Below are 15584 nucleotides of genomic sequence, written 5' to 3' on the forward strand. Positions count from 1 at the left end.
GCGTCGGTTACCGCCGCGACTCGTCGGTTGTTTGCTGCTGTCGATGTGCTCTTTCGACGGTCGAGACTCGACGTGTCGTTCCCTGCTCTCATCTAGCATGACAATTTATGACGTTCGCTTCCCGGACCGGCGCGTTTTTGGTGTCCCGTTGGACTACTCCCGCGTATGTCGGCTTTCGCAACCCTGCTATCCTTCGATACCGCCCTCCTCGTAGCCGGTATCGTTGCACTTTATCTCGGAGCCGAGGCGCTCGTCGAGGGTGCCTCACGACTTGCTATCGGTCTCGGTCTCCGTGCAGCCATCGTCGGCGTCACTATCGTCGCGTTCGCGACGACCACACCCGAACTGTTCGTCGCCGTACTGAGTGGTCTCGGCTATAGTTCCGACCTCGGACTTGGTGCCATCATCGGGTCGAACATCGCCAACATCGGGCTCGTGTTGGGTATCTCTGCGCTCATCCAACCGATGGCCGTCTCGACGTCGACGCTTCGGAGACACGTCCCGTTCATGGTCACCGCCGCGATTGCGCTCGTCGTCCTCGGGATGGACGGACGACTGAGTGCAATCGACGGGGGTATCCTTCTCCTGATTCTCGGGGCTTTCACGTCATTCCTGCTCTACCGCGCACGGTCGACGAAGGCCGACGCAATCGGTGCCGACGAGATAGATATCGAGGACGAAGACGAGGTTTCGGCGCAGTTCAAAGACGTTCTCTACCTCGGTCTCGGTCTCCTGCTCCTGTTTGTCGGGTCGAACTGGCTCATTCAGGGTGGCAAGGGCCTACTCGAAGCCTACGGGTTCAGCACCCGATTCATCGGACTGACTGTCCTCGCATTCGGGACCTCGCTTCCTGAACTCGCCGCGTCGGTCATCAGCGCCGTCCGCGGCGAGGCGGAGTTCAGCATCGGCAACGTTGTTGGGTCGAACATCTACAACGTCGTCGCCGTCCTCGGCATCCTCGCTATCATGGTTCCGGTGACCGTCCCGGCGAGCACCATCTCGCTCGACTTCCCAGCACTTCTCGTGTTCACCTTCGGCGTCATCGCCCTGATGCTCCGCAACTACGACGTGTCCAGACTCGACGGCGGTATCCTCGTCGGCGGCTATCTGGTGTTTTTCTGGCTCATCCTTCCGTAGGCGGCAACTGATTTCAGTCGATACGCGACGTTCAGCGGCTTTCTCCGGCTCTCAGTACGACTTAGGGGTGAAACGCAAGAGCTACCGGGTCTGCCTTCGCTAGTGTAGGCACGATGGTACGACGACGATTGAGTCACCCGCTCGTCGCGGTTTTCGGAGCCGCGTTGCTCACGATTCCGTGGCTTGGCCTCCATACGGTCTTCGGCGCGGACCTCCAAACTGGCGTCACGGTTGCACTGAGCGGCATCGCCGTTCTCGGCGCTTCCTTCCTCCTTGCGTGGGGAGCCGAGACGGCTGAAGCCGACGTGCCGCGGGCGTTCGCGCTCGCCATTCTTGCAGTGCTCGCTGTCGCCCCCGAGTACGCTGTCGACGCCCTCTACGCGTGGGAGGCTGGCATCAACCCCGGCTCACCCGAGTCGGCCGAAGCGGCGAGTCTCGCCGTCGCCAACATGACCGGCGCGAACCGCATCCTCATCGGTATCGGCTGGTCGGCAATCGCCCTGTTTACGGTCGTTCGAGCGCGCAAAACCGGCGACGAAGCGGTTGAAAGTCGCCCCGGCTTCCTCGCCGATGTCGTTCGACTCGACCGCGGTATCTCGACGGAAATCTTGTTCCTCTTTCTCGCGACGATGTTCGCCTTCTTCGTCCCGCTCGGCGCGGGAATCGGCGCGTTCGACATGTTCGTCCTCGTCGGTCTCTACGTCGTCTACATCCTCGCGGCGTTGAACGCGCCGCACGAACACGAAGAACAGATTGGCGTGCCCGCATATCTCCAGTCGTACCCGCGGATGAAGCGCATCGCGACGACGCTCACGCTTTTCATCTTCTCGGGAATCGTCATCCTCGTCGCCGTCGAGCCGTTCGCCCACGGACTCGAAGAACTCGGTACGTCCGTCGGCATCCCGCCGTTCTTGATGATTCAGTGGGTCGCGCCGTTGGCGAGTGAGAGCCCCGAACTCATCGTCGTCGCCTACCTCGTCAACAAGGCGCGGTCGACCGCCGGCTTCAACGCGCTCATCTCCTCGAAACTCAACCAGTGGACGCTCCTCATCGGGACGCTCGTCCTCGTGTACAGTCTCTCACTCGGTTCCTACGGCCCGCTCCCACTCGACAACCATCAGGCGGGCGAACTCTGGCTGACGGCCGCACAGAGCTACTTCGCAATCGCCATCCTCATCACGTTCTCCATCAGCGTCCGCGAGGCGCTTGCGCTTCTCGGTCTCTTCTTCGCCCAGTTCATCTACTCCGTCACGGGGATGGCACTCACACTGCCGATTCCCGGCCTCGGTGCTGTCACGTTCGACGGCGCAACGTCACTCATCGGCTTCTCGGTTATCTACCTCGTCGTCGGCACGGCGCTCTTCGTCGCCCGGCGGAAGGAACTCATGGCCGTCGCGAGACTCTCCATTCGGCGTGTCCGCGGTGACTACACGACCGGTGAGACGACGGTCGCCGCCGAGGACTGACCCGTCGTTCGAAGCTGAACGTCTCTCCTCGCCGGTTCCGACGCCCTTTTCGCCGACCTGAGCCACCCTCGAACCGTGATTGGAATCGTCGTCAGCCGCGCCGACAGCGCATCGGTTCACATCGGCGAGCACCTGCGTTCGCTTGCTGACTGGGACGAACAGACCGACGACAGCCGACCCGACGCTGACGGCGGCGGCACCGTATACCGCCGCGGCGGCTTCGAACTCCGCGAGTTCGACGACCTACACATCTACCTCGACGACCCCGCCGAGGCGTTCGAAGGCGACCTCGACATGGTCGTCGTCGTCTCGCGGCACGCTGGCGAGACGGGACCGCTCTTGACCGCGCACTTCACGGGCAATTTCGGCCCCGCCGACTACGGCGGCGAACCGGGTCACTTCGCCCGCGCGTGCCCGAATGCACAGCGCGCTGTGGTTGACGCCCTGCGCGACCACGCACCCGACGACTACGAAGTCGGTATCGAGGCGACGCACCACGGTCCGACCGAACCAACCGTTCCCTCGATGTTCGTCGAACTCGGAAGCGGCGAAGACGAGTGGGAAGACCCCGCAGGTGCGCGCGCCGTCGCGGCCGCCGTGCTCGATATCGAAGGTGTCGCCCCCGACGCCGATCGCCAGCTCGTCGGATTCGGCGGCGGCCACTACGCCCCGCGATTCGAGCGCGTACTGCGTGAGACAGACTGGTGTGTCGGCCACATCGCGGCCGATTGGCAACTGAAGGCGATGGGGTCGCCGAACGAGAACCGTGACGTGCTCCGCCGTGCCTTCGAGGCCTCGGCGGCCGACCTCGCGCTGGTCGATGGCGACCGCGACGACCTCGCGGCCGCCGTCGAAGACGAAGGCTTCCGCGTCGTCTCCGAGACGTGGGTCCGAGAGACTGACGGCGTCCCGTTGAACCGAGTGCGCGACCTCGAAGCCGATATCACGCGCATCGAAGAGGGACTTCGATTCGGAGACCACGTCGATGCCGACGAGTACGAGGTTATCTCGCTTCCAGACGGTCTCTTGGGCGAGGCACAGGGCATCGACCTCGATGCATCGCTCGATGCCGTCAGGGAGACGACCGTGGCCTTCCACACGACCGAAAGCGGAGCGCGTGCACTCGGCCCCGCTGCCGTCGCGGGGGAGCACTACGACGACCTCGTCGAGCGTCTCTGTGATATCCTTCGACAGAAGTACGACACCGTCGTTCGCGAGAACGGTCGCGTCACCGCGACGATGCGCGCCTTCGACCCCGGTGCCGCGCGCGAACTGGGAATCCCGGAGGGACCCGCGTTCGGGAAACTCTCGTCGGGGCAGGCGGTCGAATTCGACGGGAAGACTGTCACGCCCGAGGACGTGTCACAAGAGCGGGTCATCGAGTTCACTCTCTGAGTGAGTGCCGACCGAATTTGTGTGCTGACTTCTCAATTTTGTGCAGTTAGTGTGTCATTGACCTACACGAAATGGTGTCTTGTCGGACAGGTGTCTGACGTAAGGGGGAAAGATAATTAGTCATCCTCCGTAAACCGTCTCCATAAATATGGACTCTATCGTCGACGATGCAATCGATGAGGCCGAGGACATGGGGGATGGGTCGGCTGAAGTCGGCGGCCCGACCGACATTAACCGGTCCGGGACGATGACTGATGATGAACTGCAAGCGGTTCTCAAGGACCTTCAGACCAATATTACGGTGGTTGGGTGCGGCGGTGCGGGTGGTAACACCGTCAACCGAATGCACGAAGAAGGTATCAAGGGAGCCAAACTGGTCGCCGCCAACACCGACGTGCAGCACCTCGTGGAAATCGGTGCTGACACGAAGATTCTCATGGGCGAACAGAAGACGCAAGGCCGTGGCGCAGGCTCGCTTCCGCAAGTCGGCGAGGAGGCCGCTCTCGAATCTCAAGAGGAGATTTACGACGCTATCGAAGGTTCTGATATGGTGTTCGTCACGGCCGGTCTCGGTGGTGGCACCGGTACCGGTTCCGCTCCCGTCGTCGCCAAGGCGGCACGCGAATCCGGTGCGCTCACCATCGCCATCGTGACGACCCCGTTCACGGCGGAGGGTGAGGTTCGACGAACCAACGCCGAAGCGGGTCTCGAACGCCTCCGCGACGTTTCTGATACCGTTATCGTCGTCCCGAACGACCGCCTGCTCGACGCCGTCGGAAAGCTACCGGTCCGTCAGGCGTTCAAGGTCTCCGACGAAGTGCTCATGCGCTCTGTCAAGGGTATCACCGAACTCATTACCAAGCCCGGTCTCGTCAACCTCGACTTTGCCGACGTGAAGACCGTCATGGAACGTGGTGGCGTTGCCATGATCGGTCTCGGCGAGTCCGACTCCGAGTCCAAGGCCCAAGAGTCCGTCAAGTCTGCCCTTCGCTCTCCGCTTCTCGACGTGGATATCTCCGGTGCGAACTCCGCGCTCGTCAACGTCACCGGTGGCTCCGACATGAGCATCGAAGAGGCAGAGGGTGTCGTCGAGGAGATTTACGACCGAATCGACCCCGACGCGCGCATTATCTGGGGGACCTCCGTCGACGACGAACTCGAAGGCATGATGCGGACGATGATTGTCGTCACGGGCGTCGAGTCGCCCCAAATCTACGGCCGCAACGGCGAAGTTCAGGCGCAGGCCGAGGGTCGCCTCGAAGACATCGACTACGTCGAGTAGTCGAACCACACCGTCGAGTCGCTGACGGCGCGGTTCCCGCTGACGCACTCGTCTCATTTGCAACCGTAACCCGGGAGACCCGTCTCTCTCGCGCCGAGACGCGCGAGCGAAGCGACGTGCATCAATAGATAGAAAAAGCCCGACACCCTAGGCCTCACCAACATGGACGTTAAGTACGACCTGAACAGCTACGTTCGCGTGTTGAAACTCGCGAGCACCCCGTCCTGGCAGGAGTTCTCTCAAATCTCCAAGATTGCCGGTGCGGGTATCTTCCTCGTTGGGTTGCTCGGCTTCATCATCTTCGCGGTCATGAGCTTCCTCCCCGGAGGCGTCTGAGATGCCCATCTTCGCCGTAAAGACCACCGCTCGCCAGGAGCGAACGGTTGCAGACATGATTGCGTCGAAGGATTTCTCGCAAATCCACGCCGTCTTGGCGCCCGACTCACTCACGAGTTACGTGATGGTCGAAGCCGACGACGACGGCATCGTCTCCCGCGTCCTCGAGGAGATTCCGCACGCACGCGGTCTCGTCGAGAGCGGCGGTATGGTCGGTACCTCCAGCATGGCCGAAGTCGAGCACTTCCTCTCGCCGACGCCGGACGTCGAAGGTATCGCCGAGGGTGACATCGTCGAACTCATCGCCGGACCGTTCAAAGGTGAGAAGGCGCGCGTCCAGCGCATCGACGAAACGAAAGACCAGGTCACCGTCGAACTCTACGAGGCGACGGTCCCGATTCCGGTCACCGTCCGCGGCGACCAGATTCGCGTCCTCGACTCCGACGAGCGGTAAGTAGCCGCAACAACGAGGTCTCTCTTCTCTCTTCGAGCATCTCGCCGAGCGGTGCGACTGCGCGGGGGAGAAACCGGAACCGAGGTCATAGCTGGGGTACCGTTTCCCCGATAATATCGCCTCGAACAGTCTAACGAGAAACTCTTCGAACAATCTCACGAAACCCGTTACAAGTTCACCGCACGACGACGGCGACCCACCAGCGCGTCGTGGCGTGTCTCAGATTCTACGGTCGCTACAATGCGCCCTCGTCGCGGAGTGTCTTTACGACTCGATTTAGGTCGGCTACTTCTTCGACTGCCTCTTTAACGTCTTCGCGTACACGGACCGCCGAGGAGTCGGCGTCGTACGCGCGGACGAACTCCGCGCGGGTGTGTTCGTCGAAGGCGTGCCGAATCGCAAAGTAGCCCTCGGGGACAATCGTCCCACACACCTTACACTCGTGACGCTCGTGTTCCGTCGTCTGATGAATAATCGCACTTTCGACATTTTCGAACCGAGCGTCACACCCCTCGATTCCGCACTTCCACCGGGACATGTTCGACCCGACGGACGTGACTGACAAAACCGTTTCTTCGACTGTCCGGTGTTCGAGAAATAGCAATCCCTAACTGTCGGCTAATCTGACGTGCTCTTGTGAGCGGGAGCACGACGACACGGGTTGATATGCACGTGAAGATTCTCGACGAGCAGGTCGTCTCGCGTGCGAAGGCTCGTGGACTCGATGTCCTCGTCTATGCTCCCCACTTCGTTCGACTCCCCGATATCCGTGCCCGTGCGGAGCGCTTTTCCGACGACGAACTTCTCGTTGTCCCCGCACGCGAGGTGTTCACCGGGTCGTGGCACAACCGGAAACACCTCCTCGCAATCGGGCTTTCCGACCCCGTACCTGACTTCATTTCGCTCGACGGCGCGCTCGACGAGTTCGACAGACAGGAAGCGGCGACGCTCGTTCCCCACCCGGAACTGTTGACGGTGAGTCTGTCCGCCGACGATATCGCTCGCTATCGCGAGCACATCCACGCCATCGAGACGTACAACGCCAAAGCATTCTCCCGGCACAACCGGCGGGGTCGCGAAATCGCCCGCGAGACGAATCTCCCCGGGTTCGGGTCGTCGTACGCCCACCTCCGCGGTAGCATCGGTGAGGCGTGGACCGAGTTCGACCGTGACATCGGCTCCGAAGCAGACCTCGTCGACGCACTCCGAGAACGGGCGGAGCGCCGCATCGTTCGTCGCGCCGGCCTGTCGCATACGCTCCGCGGCGCAGTCGAATTTGCCCACCTCGGGTACGAGAACTCGTGGGGAAAAATCGACCGACTCCTGCTCTCGGGAATGGAGCCGACGCACCCGAGTCACATCGCCTACGACGGTCGGTTCGACGACGTGAGCGTCTACTAATTCGGATTTTGCAGCTCAGACCATCGCACCGAGCGATGCCGCGGCGTCAGCCAGCGACACGTCGAGCGAGATGAGGTAGTAGTGAATCCCGGCGAGGACGCCGAGTTCCGCGACTGTGATGACGACCGTGACCGCATCGGCGTGCTTCGAACTCGTCGCCACGCCGGTCGGCAGGTCGTACTCTTGCGACGACAGGGGGTAAAAGAGGGCGATGCCGCGTTTCGACCCGACCATATCGAGGACGTAGTGCGTGGCGACACCGACCCAGACGAAGTGGAGATTGTTGAAGACTATCGGGAACGCGAGGAACGCAATCAACACCGGCAGATTGTGGAGCGTCTTGCGGTGCTTGCCGAAGGCGGTGTCCACGTCGGGAAACAGCGCACCGAGGACGACCGGCAGCGACAACTGTCCGATTTTCTGTGCGAGGAGAAACAGCGAGTCGACGGTCGGTTCGAACGTTCGCGGGTCCACGGTGAGAATGACGCCGAGCCCGAGCGCCAGCAAGATGGCGTTGAGCACGTGTCCCTTCTTGTTCATGCGCTCAGACTGGACTGCCGGGATACAAAGCTTTCCCACAGAACCGACCGACAGCGACGCTTCGGACTCGGCCCGAACGCGCCGTCGACGAGCGTGTTCCTGTTACTCGCCGTTGGCGACCGACGCAACCTCGCCTACGAGCAGGCGCAGCGCCCCTCGCGCGATTTGCTCTTTCACCTGCGTGCGCGAGCCATCGTACTCGAATCGTTCGACGCGAGTGTAGGAGTCCCCACTTCCCCACGGTGCGGCGAAGGCGATACCGACGAAGACGGTTCCGACCGGCTTTCCGGGGAGTCCGCCGTCCGGTCCGGCAATACCCGTCGTTGCCACACCCCACGTCGTGTCAGCGACGTCGCGGACGCCAGCAGCCATCTCGCGGGCAACCGGTTCCGAGACGGCACCGTGTTCGTCCAGTGCCTCCCGGGAAACGGCCAGTTCGTGGCGCTTGGCGTCGTAGGAGTACGTCACGAGCGAGCGGTCGAAGTAGTCACTTGACCCCGGGACGTCGGTGAGGAGCGACCCGATAAGCCCTCCCGTACAGGACTCGGCGACGGCGACGGTGTGTCCCGCGTCGCGGAGGGCGTCACCGACGCGGACTTCTTCGGGTGGGTCTGCTGCGAACTCGCGCATAGGTCCGCACACGGCCGGACGGGTCAAAAACCGCCCGGCGGCGATATTACGCCAACCCAATTCTGCCGTCCAACCTATAGTTCCGAGACCGAGAAGTACACAAAGCCACGCCGTCACGGGTCGGACATGGACATCGACGTCGAGCCAACAGACCGCCCGAACGACGACGGAGACGACGCTGGCACCGACGACAGCGGCCCGGCGGAAATCGAGGTGGAAGTCACCGACCGCGAGGAGGTGACGACGACCGACAGCGCCGACCTCCCCGAGGGAATCGACGCCCCGGAGTACGTCCTCTACGGCGGCAAAGGTGGCGTCGGAAAGACCACGATGGCGGCCGCGACGGCGCTCGCCAGCGCGGCCGACGGAACGTCGACGCTCGTCGTCTCGACTGACCCCGCACACTCGCTTTCGGATACGCTCGGCGTCCCAGTCCCCGACAAGCCGACGCGCATCCGCGAGGATGTTCCCCTCTATGCGGCCGAAATCGACCCCGACACCGTGATGGAGGGACCGTTTGCGGGGGGAGACGGCGACCACGCCGACGAGATGGAGTACGATACCGACGACTACGACGACGACAACCCCTTCGGCGACGACGATTCGACTTCCCCGTTCGGCGGTATGGGTGACACGATGGGCGGGTTCGAGGACTTGCTCGGCGGCGACGGCCCGATGGGAATGGGTGGTCCGATGCCCGGTGCGGACGAGGCCGCGGCGATGCAGCAACTCCTCGAATATCTCGATGACCCCCGGTTCGACCGCGTCGTCATCGACACTGCGCCGACCGGTCACACGCTTCGCCTGCTCGAACTCCCAGAACTGATGGACTCGATGTTGGGTCGCATCGTCCGCATGCGCGAGCGCTTCTCCGGCATGATGGATAATATCAAGGGAATGTTCGGCGGCGGCCCGGACGAGCAACAGGCCGGGATGGGCGACCTCGACGACCTCAGAGAACGTATCGAACGTCTCCGCGCGGTGCTCCGCGACCCGACGCGAACCGATTTCCGGGTCGTCATGATTCCCGAAGAGATGAGCGTCGTCGAATCGAAGCGTCTCGTCTCCCGTCTCGACGAGTTCGGCATTCCGGTCCAGACGCTCGTCGTCAATCGCGTCATGGAGTCAGTCGAGGACGTGGCCGACGTAGACCCGAAGTGGGTCGAATCACCCGACCTTGAGAACTGCGGTTTCTGTCAGCGTCGGTGGCAGGTTCAACAGGATGCGCTCCGCTCCGCGACGAATCTGTTCCGTAACCGAGACGTAAAGCGCGTGCCGCTTCTCGCAGACCAGGTTCAGGGAGAAGACGCCCTGCGCGTCGTCGCAACCTGTCTTCGATAACGGCTTTTCAGGCCGAGATAGCTGTTTTACGGGAGCTTTCGTGCGAGACCGAAGAGCGCGTCCCGCCACGTATCCGGGAGGAACCGCCCGAGAACGCCAACTCGGGCGACGGTGCCCGGTTGGTAGCGCGCCTGTGGCTTGGTCGAACTGGCGGCGTTGACGATATCTTCGGCGACTCGCTCCGGCGGAACCGCACCGGGGCCGCCGCCGCCGAGCGCCTGCGTGTCCTCGAACAGTTTGTAGAACTTCTCGTAGGCCCCGGAGCGTTCGACACCCTCGTTGTCCTCGCCGTTGCCGCTGACTTCGTCCTGTAAACGCTGGTTGAACTGCGTCTCGACCGGGCCGGGTTCGACGAGAACGGCGTCGATATCGTACGCTTCGACCTCCGCGCGGAGCGCGTCGGTCATCGCTTCGAGTGCGAACTTCGACCCCGAGTAGACGCCGCCGCCGGGGAACGAGATTCGACCGGCGACGCTGGAGACGTTGACGATGGTCCCGTCACCCTGCGAGCGCATGTGGGGGAGCACGGCACGGGTGAGACGGTGTGGGCCGTAGACGTTCACGTCGAACTGGTCGTGGACTTTCTCGGTGGGAACGTCCTCGATAGGACCGAACTGCCCGTATCCGGCGTTGTTGACGAGACAGTCGATGCGTCCTTCTTCGTCGATGATGCGGTCGACGACGCGGTCGACGTCCCCTTGGTCGGTCACGTCGAGCGTCGCGATATTCGCACCGCGGTCACCCAGCGTCTGGATATCTGCCGGGTTCCGGGCGGTGGCGTAGACCTCCCACTCCTCGTCGAGGAAATCGAGCGCCGCCGTGCGCCCGATACCCGAGGAGCAACCGGTGATGAGGACCGTCTTTTGATGCACGTCGGTAGGTCGAACCCCGCGCTGTTAAGTGTACGCGGTTCAGCACGACGGAAAATACGTGAAGACAAGCAGGAACGATTCGATAGTCAGTCAGTCTTCGTACTGCGCCTTCGCCTCGTCAGCGTAGGCGTCGGCCAGCCGGGTCGGTTCCGGAAGTTTGTACTCGCCCGAAAGTTGCGAGATGAGGTCGACCGCAGTCTCGGCCGAGACGCGGTGGCCGGGGCTGACATACAGCGGGTTCACGATTGGACGCGAGTCGTACTGCCGCGACTGGAAGGCGTAGCCGATAGTCGTCTCGGGCGTGGCCGGGTGTCCGCCGACGGCGTCGACTGAGTCGTCGGCCCGAATCGGTGTGCGCCAGCCCTCGGGGCGGCCATCCAGGTCCTCGTCGGGAGTCCCGCAGAGCAACGATTTGGCGACGCCGATGCTCGGTACGTCACAGATGACGCCGAGATGCGTGGCGAGCCCCGCCTGCCGGAAGTGAATGCGGCCAGAGCCGTCGAAGACGAGGAGGTCCGGGTCAGTGTCGAGTTCGGAAAGCGCGTCGAGGATGGGGCCTCCTTCGCGGAACGAAAGCAGGCCGGGGATGTACGGTAAATCGAGGTCGGTGACGGCGTGGACTCGCTCGACCACCTCGCCGCCGCGCAGGACGACGACGGCGCTCAGGGCGCGGTCATCGAGGAACGACTGGTCGATACCGGCGACGAGGGGCGTGTCCGAATCACCTGTGAGCGTCTCGTTTTCGGGGTCGCCGAGAGAGACATTCGCCGGGTCGAACGGGAGGGCGTCTTCGAAGACGGCGCTCTCGGCGACGCGGCGCTGGAGCGACTCCATCTCCGCGCGGGAGAGACCGGATTTGGGGGCGAATTCGGGGTAGGCCTGTCGCATCTCAGAACCGTCCGCGTCCGGGGCCGCGACGACCGCCGCCGAACGACATCTGATTGGGGACGCTCCGTTTGCCCTTTACTCGCTGGCCGTACGCGAGACCGATTACGAGGCCGATGAGGTGGGCGAAGTGGGCGATGCCGCCACCGGACCCCGGGCTCAGGAAGAAGAACACCGAGATGCCGGCGAAGCCGAGCGTGAAGAGCCACAGTGGCACGGGGATAATGAAGTACAGGTAAATCCTCAGCCCCGGGTTGAGCACGGTCAGTACGCCGAGGACGGCCATGATGGCCCCGCTCGCGCCGACCACGGAGGTCGGTATCCCTGGCGACAGGAGCATCGATGACCCGACCTGCGCGAGCCCGGCGAGCATCCCGCTGACGAGGAAGAGCGCCGCGAACTTCCGCGACCCGACGTAGCGCTCCACGAGCGGGCCGAAAAAGTACAGGACGATGGAGTTACCGACGATGTGGTAGAAGCCGCCGTGGGCGAATATCGACGTTACCCACGTCCAGACGTATTCGGGGTGGACACTCGTGAGGAAGAAGGTGTTTACCATGAGGCGGCCGAATCCGGCGACCTGTAGCACGAGTTGGATACCGAAGGCAATCCACATCAGACCTAAGAACAGGTACGCCATGTTCCCGCGGAAGTACCCGAGGAACCCGCCGGTTCCCGTAATGGAGTCAAAGAGACCACCGGCGCGGCCGCGTTGTGTCTCTACGGAGTCGTCGAAGTCACTCGAGAAGACCCCCGCGGGGTCGTTCCAGTCGGAAAGCCCCGCACAGTCGTGATTCTCGGGAAGACGGTGTTCAGAGCAGAACGTCCCGCCACACCGCGAGCAGCGGTACGGCAGACTCTCGTCTTTGCCGCACACGTCGCAGATAGCCATTACCAACGCCTTACGGCGGCGAGATAAAAAGGGGTTCCCTCAAGCGCGCGGCGTGTACACATCTCACGGGGGAGTGACGTGCCGCAAGCGATATTATCCGCTCCAAATCTGTCTTAGAACTGATAAACTAGCCCGATTGCCATCGATATTATCTAACGCTATCGCTGTTTCTTGGCGTACGCGCGAGAAAGTCTCAAATTTACGCGTCTTCGGAACGCTCTTCGTCGTCTGTGTCCGCCTCATCGGCGGGCGTGAAGTTCGTCGGAACGACGGTCGGGTGTTGAATCCCGAGGCGGGGTTGCTTGGCTGCCATACTCATTTCTACGTATCGGGCAGAGCGACTAATAATTACCCATGCGCATAATTCATCGGTGGGTGTGAGGGGAATAACCAGTACGTATGCGACGGACTGGCGTCTGTCGATTCGCCATTTTCCGCCGTCGCTTCGATTCAGTCAGACTATCGAGACAGTTCCGAACGCATCCGCTGGGGACGTGTCGTCGCAAAGAAGGTGTGGTGAAGTCGTTTACGCGAAGTGCTCTTCGTACAGGTCCATCGCGTGTTCGATGGCGTCCTTCGCGGCCTGCTTGTCTTCCCAACCGAGGGTCTCGACTTCCTTGCCCTCCTCGAGGTTCTTGTACGTCGAGAAGAACTCGTCAATCTCGTCGCGGAGCTGCTTCGGGATGTCTTCGAGGTCCTCGATGTGGTCGTAGCGCGGGTCCTCAGTGGGGACGGCGATGACCTTGTCGTCCTGCTCGCCGTCGTCGTCCATCTTCATGAGCGCGACCGGGCGAGCTTCGATGACGCAACCGGGGAACGTCTGGTCTTCGACGAGCACGAGCACGTCGAAGGGGTCTTCGTCGTCGTAGTACGTCCGCGGCATGAACCCGTAGTCGGAGGGGTAGTGGACGTTGGAGTGAAGCACGCGGTCGAGGACGACACCGGGGATGTCCTTGTCGTACTCGTACTTGTTGCGCTCGCCTTTGAGACACTCGACAACTGCGTAGATTTCGTCCGGCGCGTCGGGGCCGGTCTCCATATCTTCCCAGAGATTCACCATACCGAACCCATCCTCGATGCAGGCAAAAGTCCTTTCGGCATTGCTCTCGGAGTGACTGCACTGCCGTGTTTGACGGGGCGCGGGAACCCCTCTGTAATTGGAGGTATTCTTCACAGAGCCTTTGGAAGTCACTAGTATATGTGCTTGGTATTCTCCAAGTATGCTCATGCGAAATAGGCACCAAATACATAGGATAATACCACCCAGTAATATTACCAGTTATTCGGCTTGCGCCTGTGTCCAGACCTTGTTTTCGGGTATCTTCTATAAGCCAAAATATTCGAACCAGACTGCGAGTTGACAAAGTTTAAATAGACGGATGACATTTCCACATGTATGTCAGAGGCACAAACAATTGGCGACGAATCCGGTGCGACTCGGGACCTCACCGCGTTCCAGCAGAATATCCTAGTAATCCTGGCAGAAGAACCAATGTACGGTCTGGCCATCAAGCGCCACCTCGAAGAGTACTACGACACCGAAGTCAACCACGGGCGTCTGTACCCCAATCTCGACGACCTCGTCGAGATGGGTCTCGTCGAGAAGAGCGAACTCGACAAGCGGACGAACCAGTACGAGCTGACCGACACCGGTCTCGAAGCCGTCCTCGACCGCTTCGACTGGATGTTCTCGAAGTTCGTCACCGACGATGAGCGCGCCGAGATGGTCTCGGAACTCATCGACGCGAAGCTGTAATCACGCAAATCATATCCGCACGAACTGCGGATTCGCTCAGTTGTATTCGGGCACTTCGGCGTCTGCGGCGTCGAAGAGCAACTTGAGCGATTCCGAAAGAATCGACCGCTGTTCAGTGGTCGTCCACGCATTGCGTGGATAATATTCTTCGATGAACTCACGCACCTCGGGAGCGCCAGCCGTCTCGATACGGCGCACGTAGTGGTTCCCGAGGAAGTCGGCGAACGCACGCGCGTTCGCGGCGTGGTCCTCTCCATGTTTCTCGGCGACGGTAGCGACGAGGCGGGCATTGTGTTCTTCGATAGCACTCCACTCGTGTTCCTCGCCGGTCCCCGACAGCGGTTGTTCGACGCCTCTGTCAACATCGTCAATCTGTTTGGGGACGACGGTTCCCTCGTCGTCGACCCATTCCGCGGGGTGGAGGACGAGTACATCATCTTCTTCGCGGACCCGCGAGAGGAAATCGTGTTCGTCGACGAGTTCATCACGGGCCGACAGATATGCCTCGCGCTCGTCGGGGTCGACGGCGTCGCGGGCCAGACGAGTCAGCCGCGTTGCTTCTTCAACTACGTCTTCGGGGAGTTCTGACTCAGGCATTATCGAGGGCCTCGTTGGCTAAGGTATCCGCGCGGTCGTTTATCTCTCGTGGTACGTGCTCCAGCGACCACCGGTCGAAGCGTTCGAGGAGTTCACGAGCCTTCACGCGGCGTTCTCGCAGGCCGGGGTCGTTGGTTTTCCACTCGCCGCGGACCTGTTTGACGATGAGTTGTGAGTCGCCGCGAACGTCCACTTCGTCGTATCCGTACTCGTCCGCGACCGAGAGTGCCTCGATAAGGGCCTCGTACTCGGCGCGGTTGTTGGTCGTCTCTCCGATTCGTTTCGACCCCTCGGCGACGATTCCGTTGCTCGTTACGATAGCCCAGCCAATGGCTGCGGGTCCCGGGTTTCCGCGACTTGCGCCGTCGAAGTACACGTGTGCTCTCCCGCCCTTCGGTTGGATGAGTGCGAGCAAGTCTGTCGGTCTCGAACCTTGTACGACGACTTTCCCGTCGTATGCGACCGCGCTGGCGTCGCCTCGGTCTGCGCGCCAGCGCTCGTGTTCGGTGTTGCCGGGCGATACGGACACGCCCGCCTCTTCGAGTCGTCGTCGCGCTTCGTCAGGGTCGCACTCGACGGTCGGCATATTACCATCTCACT

18 protein-coding genes are annotated in these 15584 nt (G+C 61.9%); 9 read left to right on the forward strand and 9 right to left on the reverse strand.

Annotated features, from left to right (window positions below):
* Positions 1–165 precede the first annotated feature (165 nt).
* The 6 genes from HFX_RS03265 (at position 166) to HFX_RS03290 (ending at position 6070) form a co-directional block, all read left to right on the forward strand.
* On the forward strand, positions 166–1137 hold the full coding sequence (locus HFX_RS03265) for a calcium/sodium antiporter (protein WP_004057554.1): 972 nt from the start codon (positions 166–168) through the stop codon (positions 1135–1137).
* A gap of 113 nt (positions 1138–1250) precedes the next feature.
* The gene (locus tag HFX_RS03270) at positions 1251–2603 is read left to right on the forward strand and encodes a sodium:calcium antiporter (protein WP_014732161.1); all 1353 of its coding nucleotides are present in this window, start codon (positions 1251–1253) and stop codon (positions 2601–2603) included.
* A 75-nt stretch (positions 2604–2678) separates the two neighbouring features.
* Positions 2679–3998 carry a D-aminoacyl-tRNA deacylase gene (locus HFX_RS03275; protein ID WP_004057552.1) on the forward strand — a complete coding sequence of 440 codons (1320 nt, stop codon included), beginning with the start codon at positions 2679–2681 and terminating at the stop codon, positions 3996–3998.
* Positions 3999–4146: 148 nt separating this feature from the next.
* Positions 4147–5280, forward strand: a complete 1134-nt coding sequence (gene ftsZ, locus HFX_RS03280) for a cell division protein FtsZ (RefSeq protein WP_004057551.1) — start codon at positions 4147–4149, stop codon at positions 5278–5280.
* A gap of 162 nt (positions 5281–5442) precedes the next feature.
* Positions 5443–5616 carry a protein translocase SEC61 complex subunit gamma gene (locus HFX_RS03285; RefSeq protein WP_004044219.1) on the forward strand — a complete coding sequence of 58 codons (174 nt, stop codon included), beginning with the start codon at positions 5443–5445 and terminating at the stop codon, positions 5614–5616.
* Between the two features lies 1 nt (position 5617).
* Positions 5618–6070: a transcription elongation factor Spt5 gene (locus HFX_RS03290; RefSeq protein WP_004057550.1), complete on the forward strand. Its 453-nt coding sequence runs from the start codon at positions 5618–5620 to the stop codon at positions 6068–6070.
* Positions 6071–6305: 235 nt separating this feature from the next.
* Here the strand turns inward: HFX_RS03290 and HFX_RS03295 are convergent, their stop codons facing one another.
* Entirely contained in the window at positions 6306–6608 is a 303-nt protein-coding gene (locus HFX_RS03295; RefSeq protein WP_049917460.1) for a DUF7565 family protein, read from the reverse strand.
* A 128-nt stretch (positions 6609–6736) separates the two neighbouring features.
* Between HFX_RS03295 and HFX_RS03300 the strand changes: the two genes are divergently transcribed.
* Positions 6737–7471 carry a PHP-associated domain-containing protein gene (locus HFX_RS03300; RefSeq protein WP_004057548.1) on the forward strand — a complete coding sequence of 245 codons (735 nt, stop codon included), beginning with the start codon at positions 6737–6739 and terminating at the stop codon, positions 7469–7471.
* 15 nt (positions 7472–7486) lie between these two features.
* On the opposite strand, the gene HFX_RS03305 is transcribed toward HFX_RS03300, so the two are convergent.
* Entirely contained in the window at positions 7487–8011 is a 525-nt protein-coding gene (locus tag HFX_RS03305) for a metal-dependent hydrolase (RefSeq protein ID WP_004057547.1), read from the reverse strand.
* A 102-nt stretch (positions 8012–8113) separates the two neighbouring features.
* Positions 8114–8641, reverse strand: coding sequence for a CinA family protein (locus HFX_RS03310; protein ID WP_004057546.1), 528 nt, complete (start codon positions 8639–8641; stop codon positions 8114–8116).
* A 126-nt stretch (positions 8642–8767) separates the two neighbouring features.
* Here HFX_RS03310 and HFX_RS03315 point away from each other — a divergent pair, with 126 nt between their 5' ends.
* Positions 8768–9982 carry an ArsA family ATPase gene (locus HFX_RS03315; protein ID WP_004057545.1) on the forward strand — a complete coding sequence of 405 codons (1215 nt, stop codon included), beginning with the start codon at positions 8768–8770 and terminating at the stop codon, positions 9980–9982.
* Between the two features lie 26 nt (positions 9983–10008).
* On the opposite strand, the gene HFX_RS03320 is transcribed toward HFX_RS03315, so the two are convergent.
* The 4 genes from HFX_RS03320 to HFX_RS03335 form a co-directional block, all read right to left on the reverse strand.
* Positions 10009–10854 carry an SDR family oxidoreductase gene (locus tag HFX_RS03320; protein ID WP_004057544.1) on the reverse strand — a complete coding sequence of 282 codons (846 nt, stop codon included), beginning with the start codon at positions 10852–10854 and terminating at the stop codon, positions 10009–10011.
* 90 nt (positions 10855–10944) lie between these two features.
* A complete protein-coding gene (locus HFX_RS03325) occupies positions 10945–11742 on the reverse strand; it encodes an endonuclease V (RefSeq protein WP_004057543.1) in 798 nt (265 codons plus the stop codon).
* A 1-nt stretch (position 11743) separates the two neighbouring features.
* Entirely contained in the window at positions 11744–12631 is an 888-nt protein-coding gene (locus tag HFX_RS03330) for a rhomboid family intramembrane serine protease (RefSeq protein ID WP_004057542.1), read from the reverse strand.
* A gap of 526 nt (positions 12632–13157) precedes the next feature.
* The gene (locus tag HFX_RS03335; RefSeq protein ID WP_004057540.1) at positions 13158–13691 is read right to left on the reverse strand and encodes an inorganic diphosphatase; all 534 of its coding nucleotides are present in this window, start codon (positions 13689–13691) and stop codon (positions 13158–13160) included.
* A 336-nt stretch (positions 13692–14027) separates the two neighbouring features.
* Between HFX_RS03335 and HFX_RS03340 the strand changes: the two genes are divergently transcribed.
* Positions 14028–14387, forward strand: a complete 360-nt coding sequence (locus HFX_RS03340) for a PadR family transcriptional regulator (RefSeq protein WP_004057539.1) — start codon at positions 14028–14030, stop codon at positions 14385–14387.
* Between the two features lie 36 nt (positions 14388–14423).
* Here the strand turns inward: HFX_RS03340 and HFX_RS03345 are convergent, their stop codons facing one another.
* Together HFX_RS03345 and rnhA are read right to left on the reverse strand one after the other, a co-directional pair.
* Positions 14424–14984: a DUF7108 family protein gene (locus HFX_RS03345; RefSeq protein ID WP_004057538.1), complete on the reverse strand. Its 561-nt coding sequence runs from the start codon at positions 14982–14984 to the stop codon at positions 14424–14426.
* A complete protein-coding gene (rnhA, locus tag HFX_RS03350) occupies positions 14977–15570 on the reverse strand; it encodes a ribonuclease HI (RefSeq protein WP_004057537.1) in 594 nt (197 codons plus the stop codon). The genes HFX_RS03345 and rnhA overlap by 8 nt, the downstream gene beginning before the upstream one ends.
* Positions 15571–15584 lie beyond the last annotated feature (14 nt).

It is taken from the genome of Haloferax mediterranei ATCC 33500 (genome assembly GCF_000306765.2).
Classification (GTDB): Archaea; Halobacteriota; Halobacteria; order Halobacteriales; family Haloferacaceae; genus Haloferax; species Haloferax mediterranei.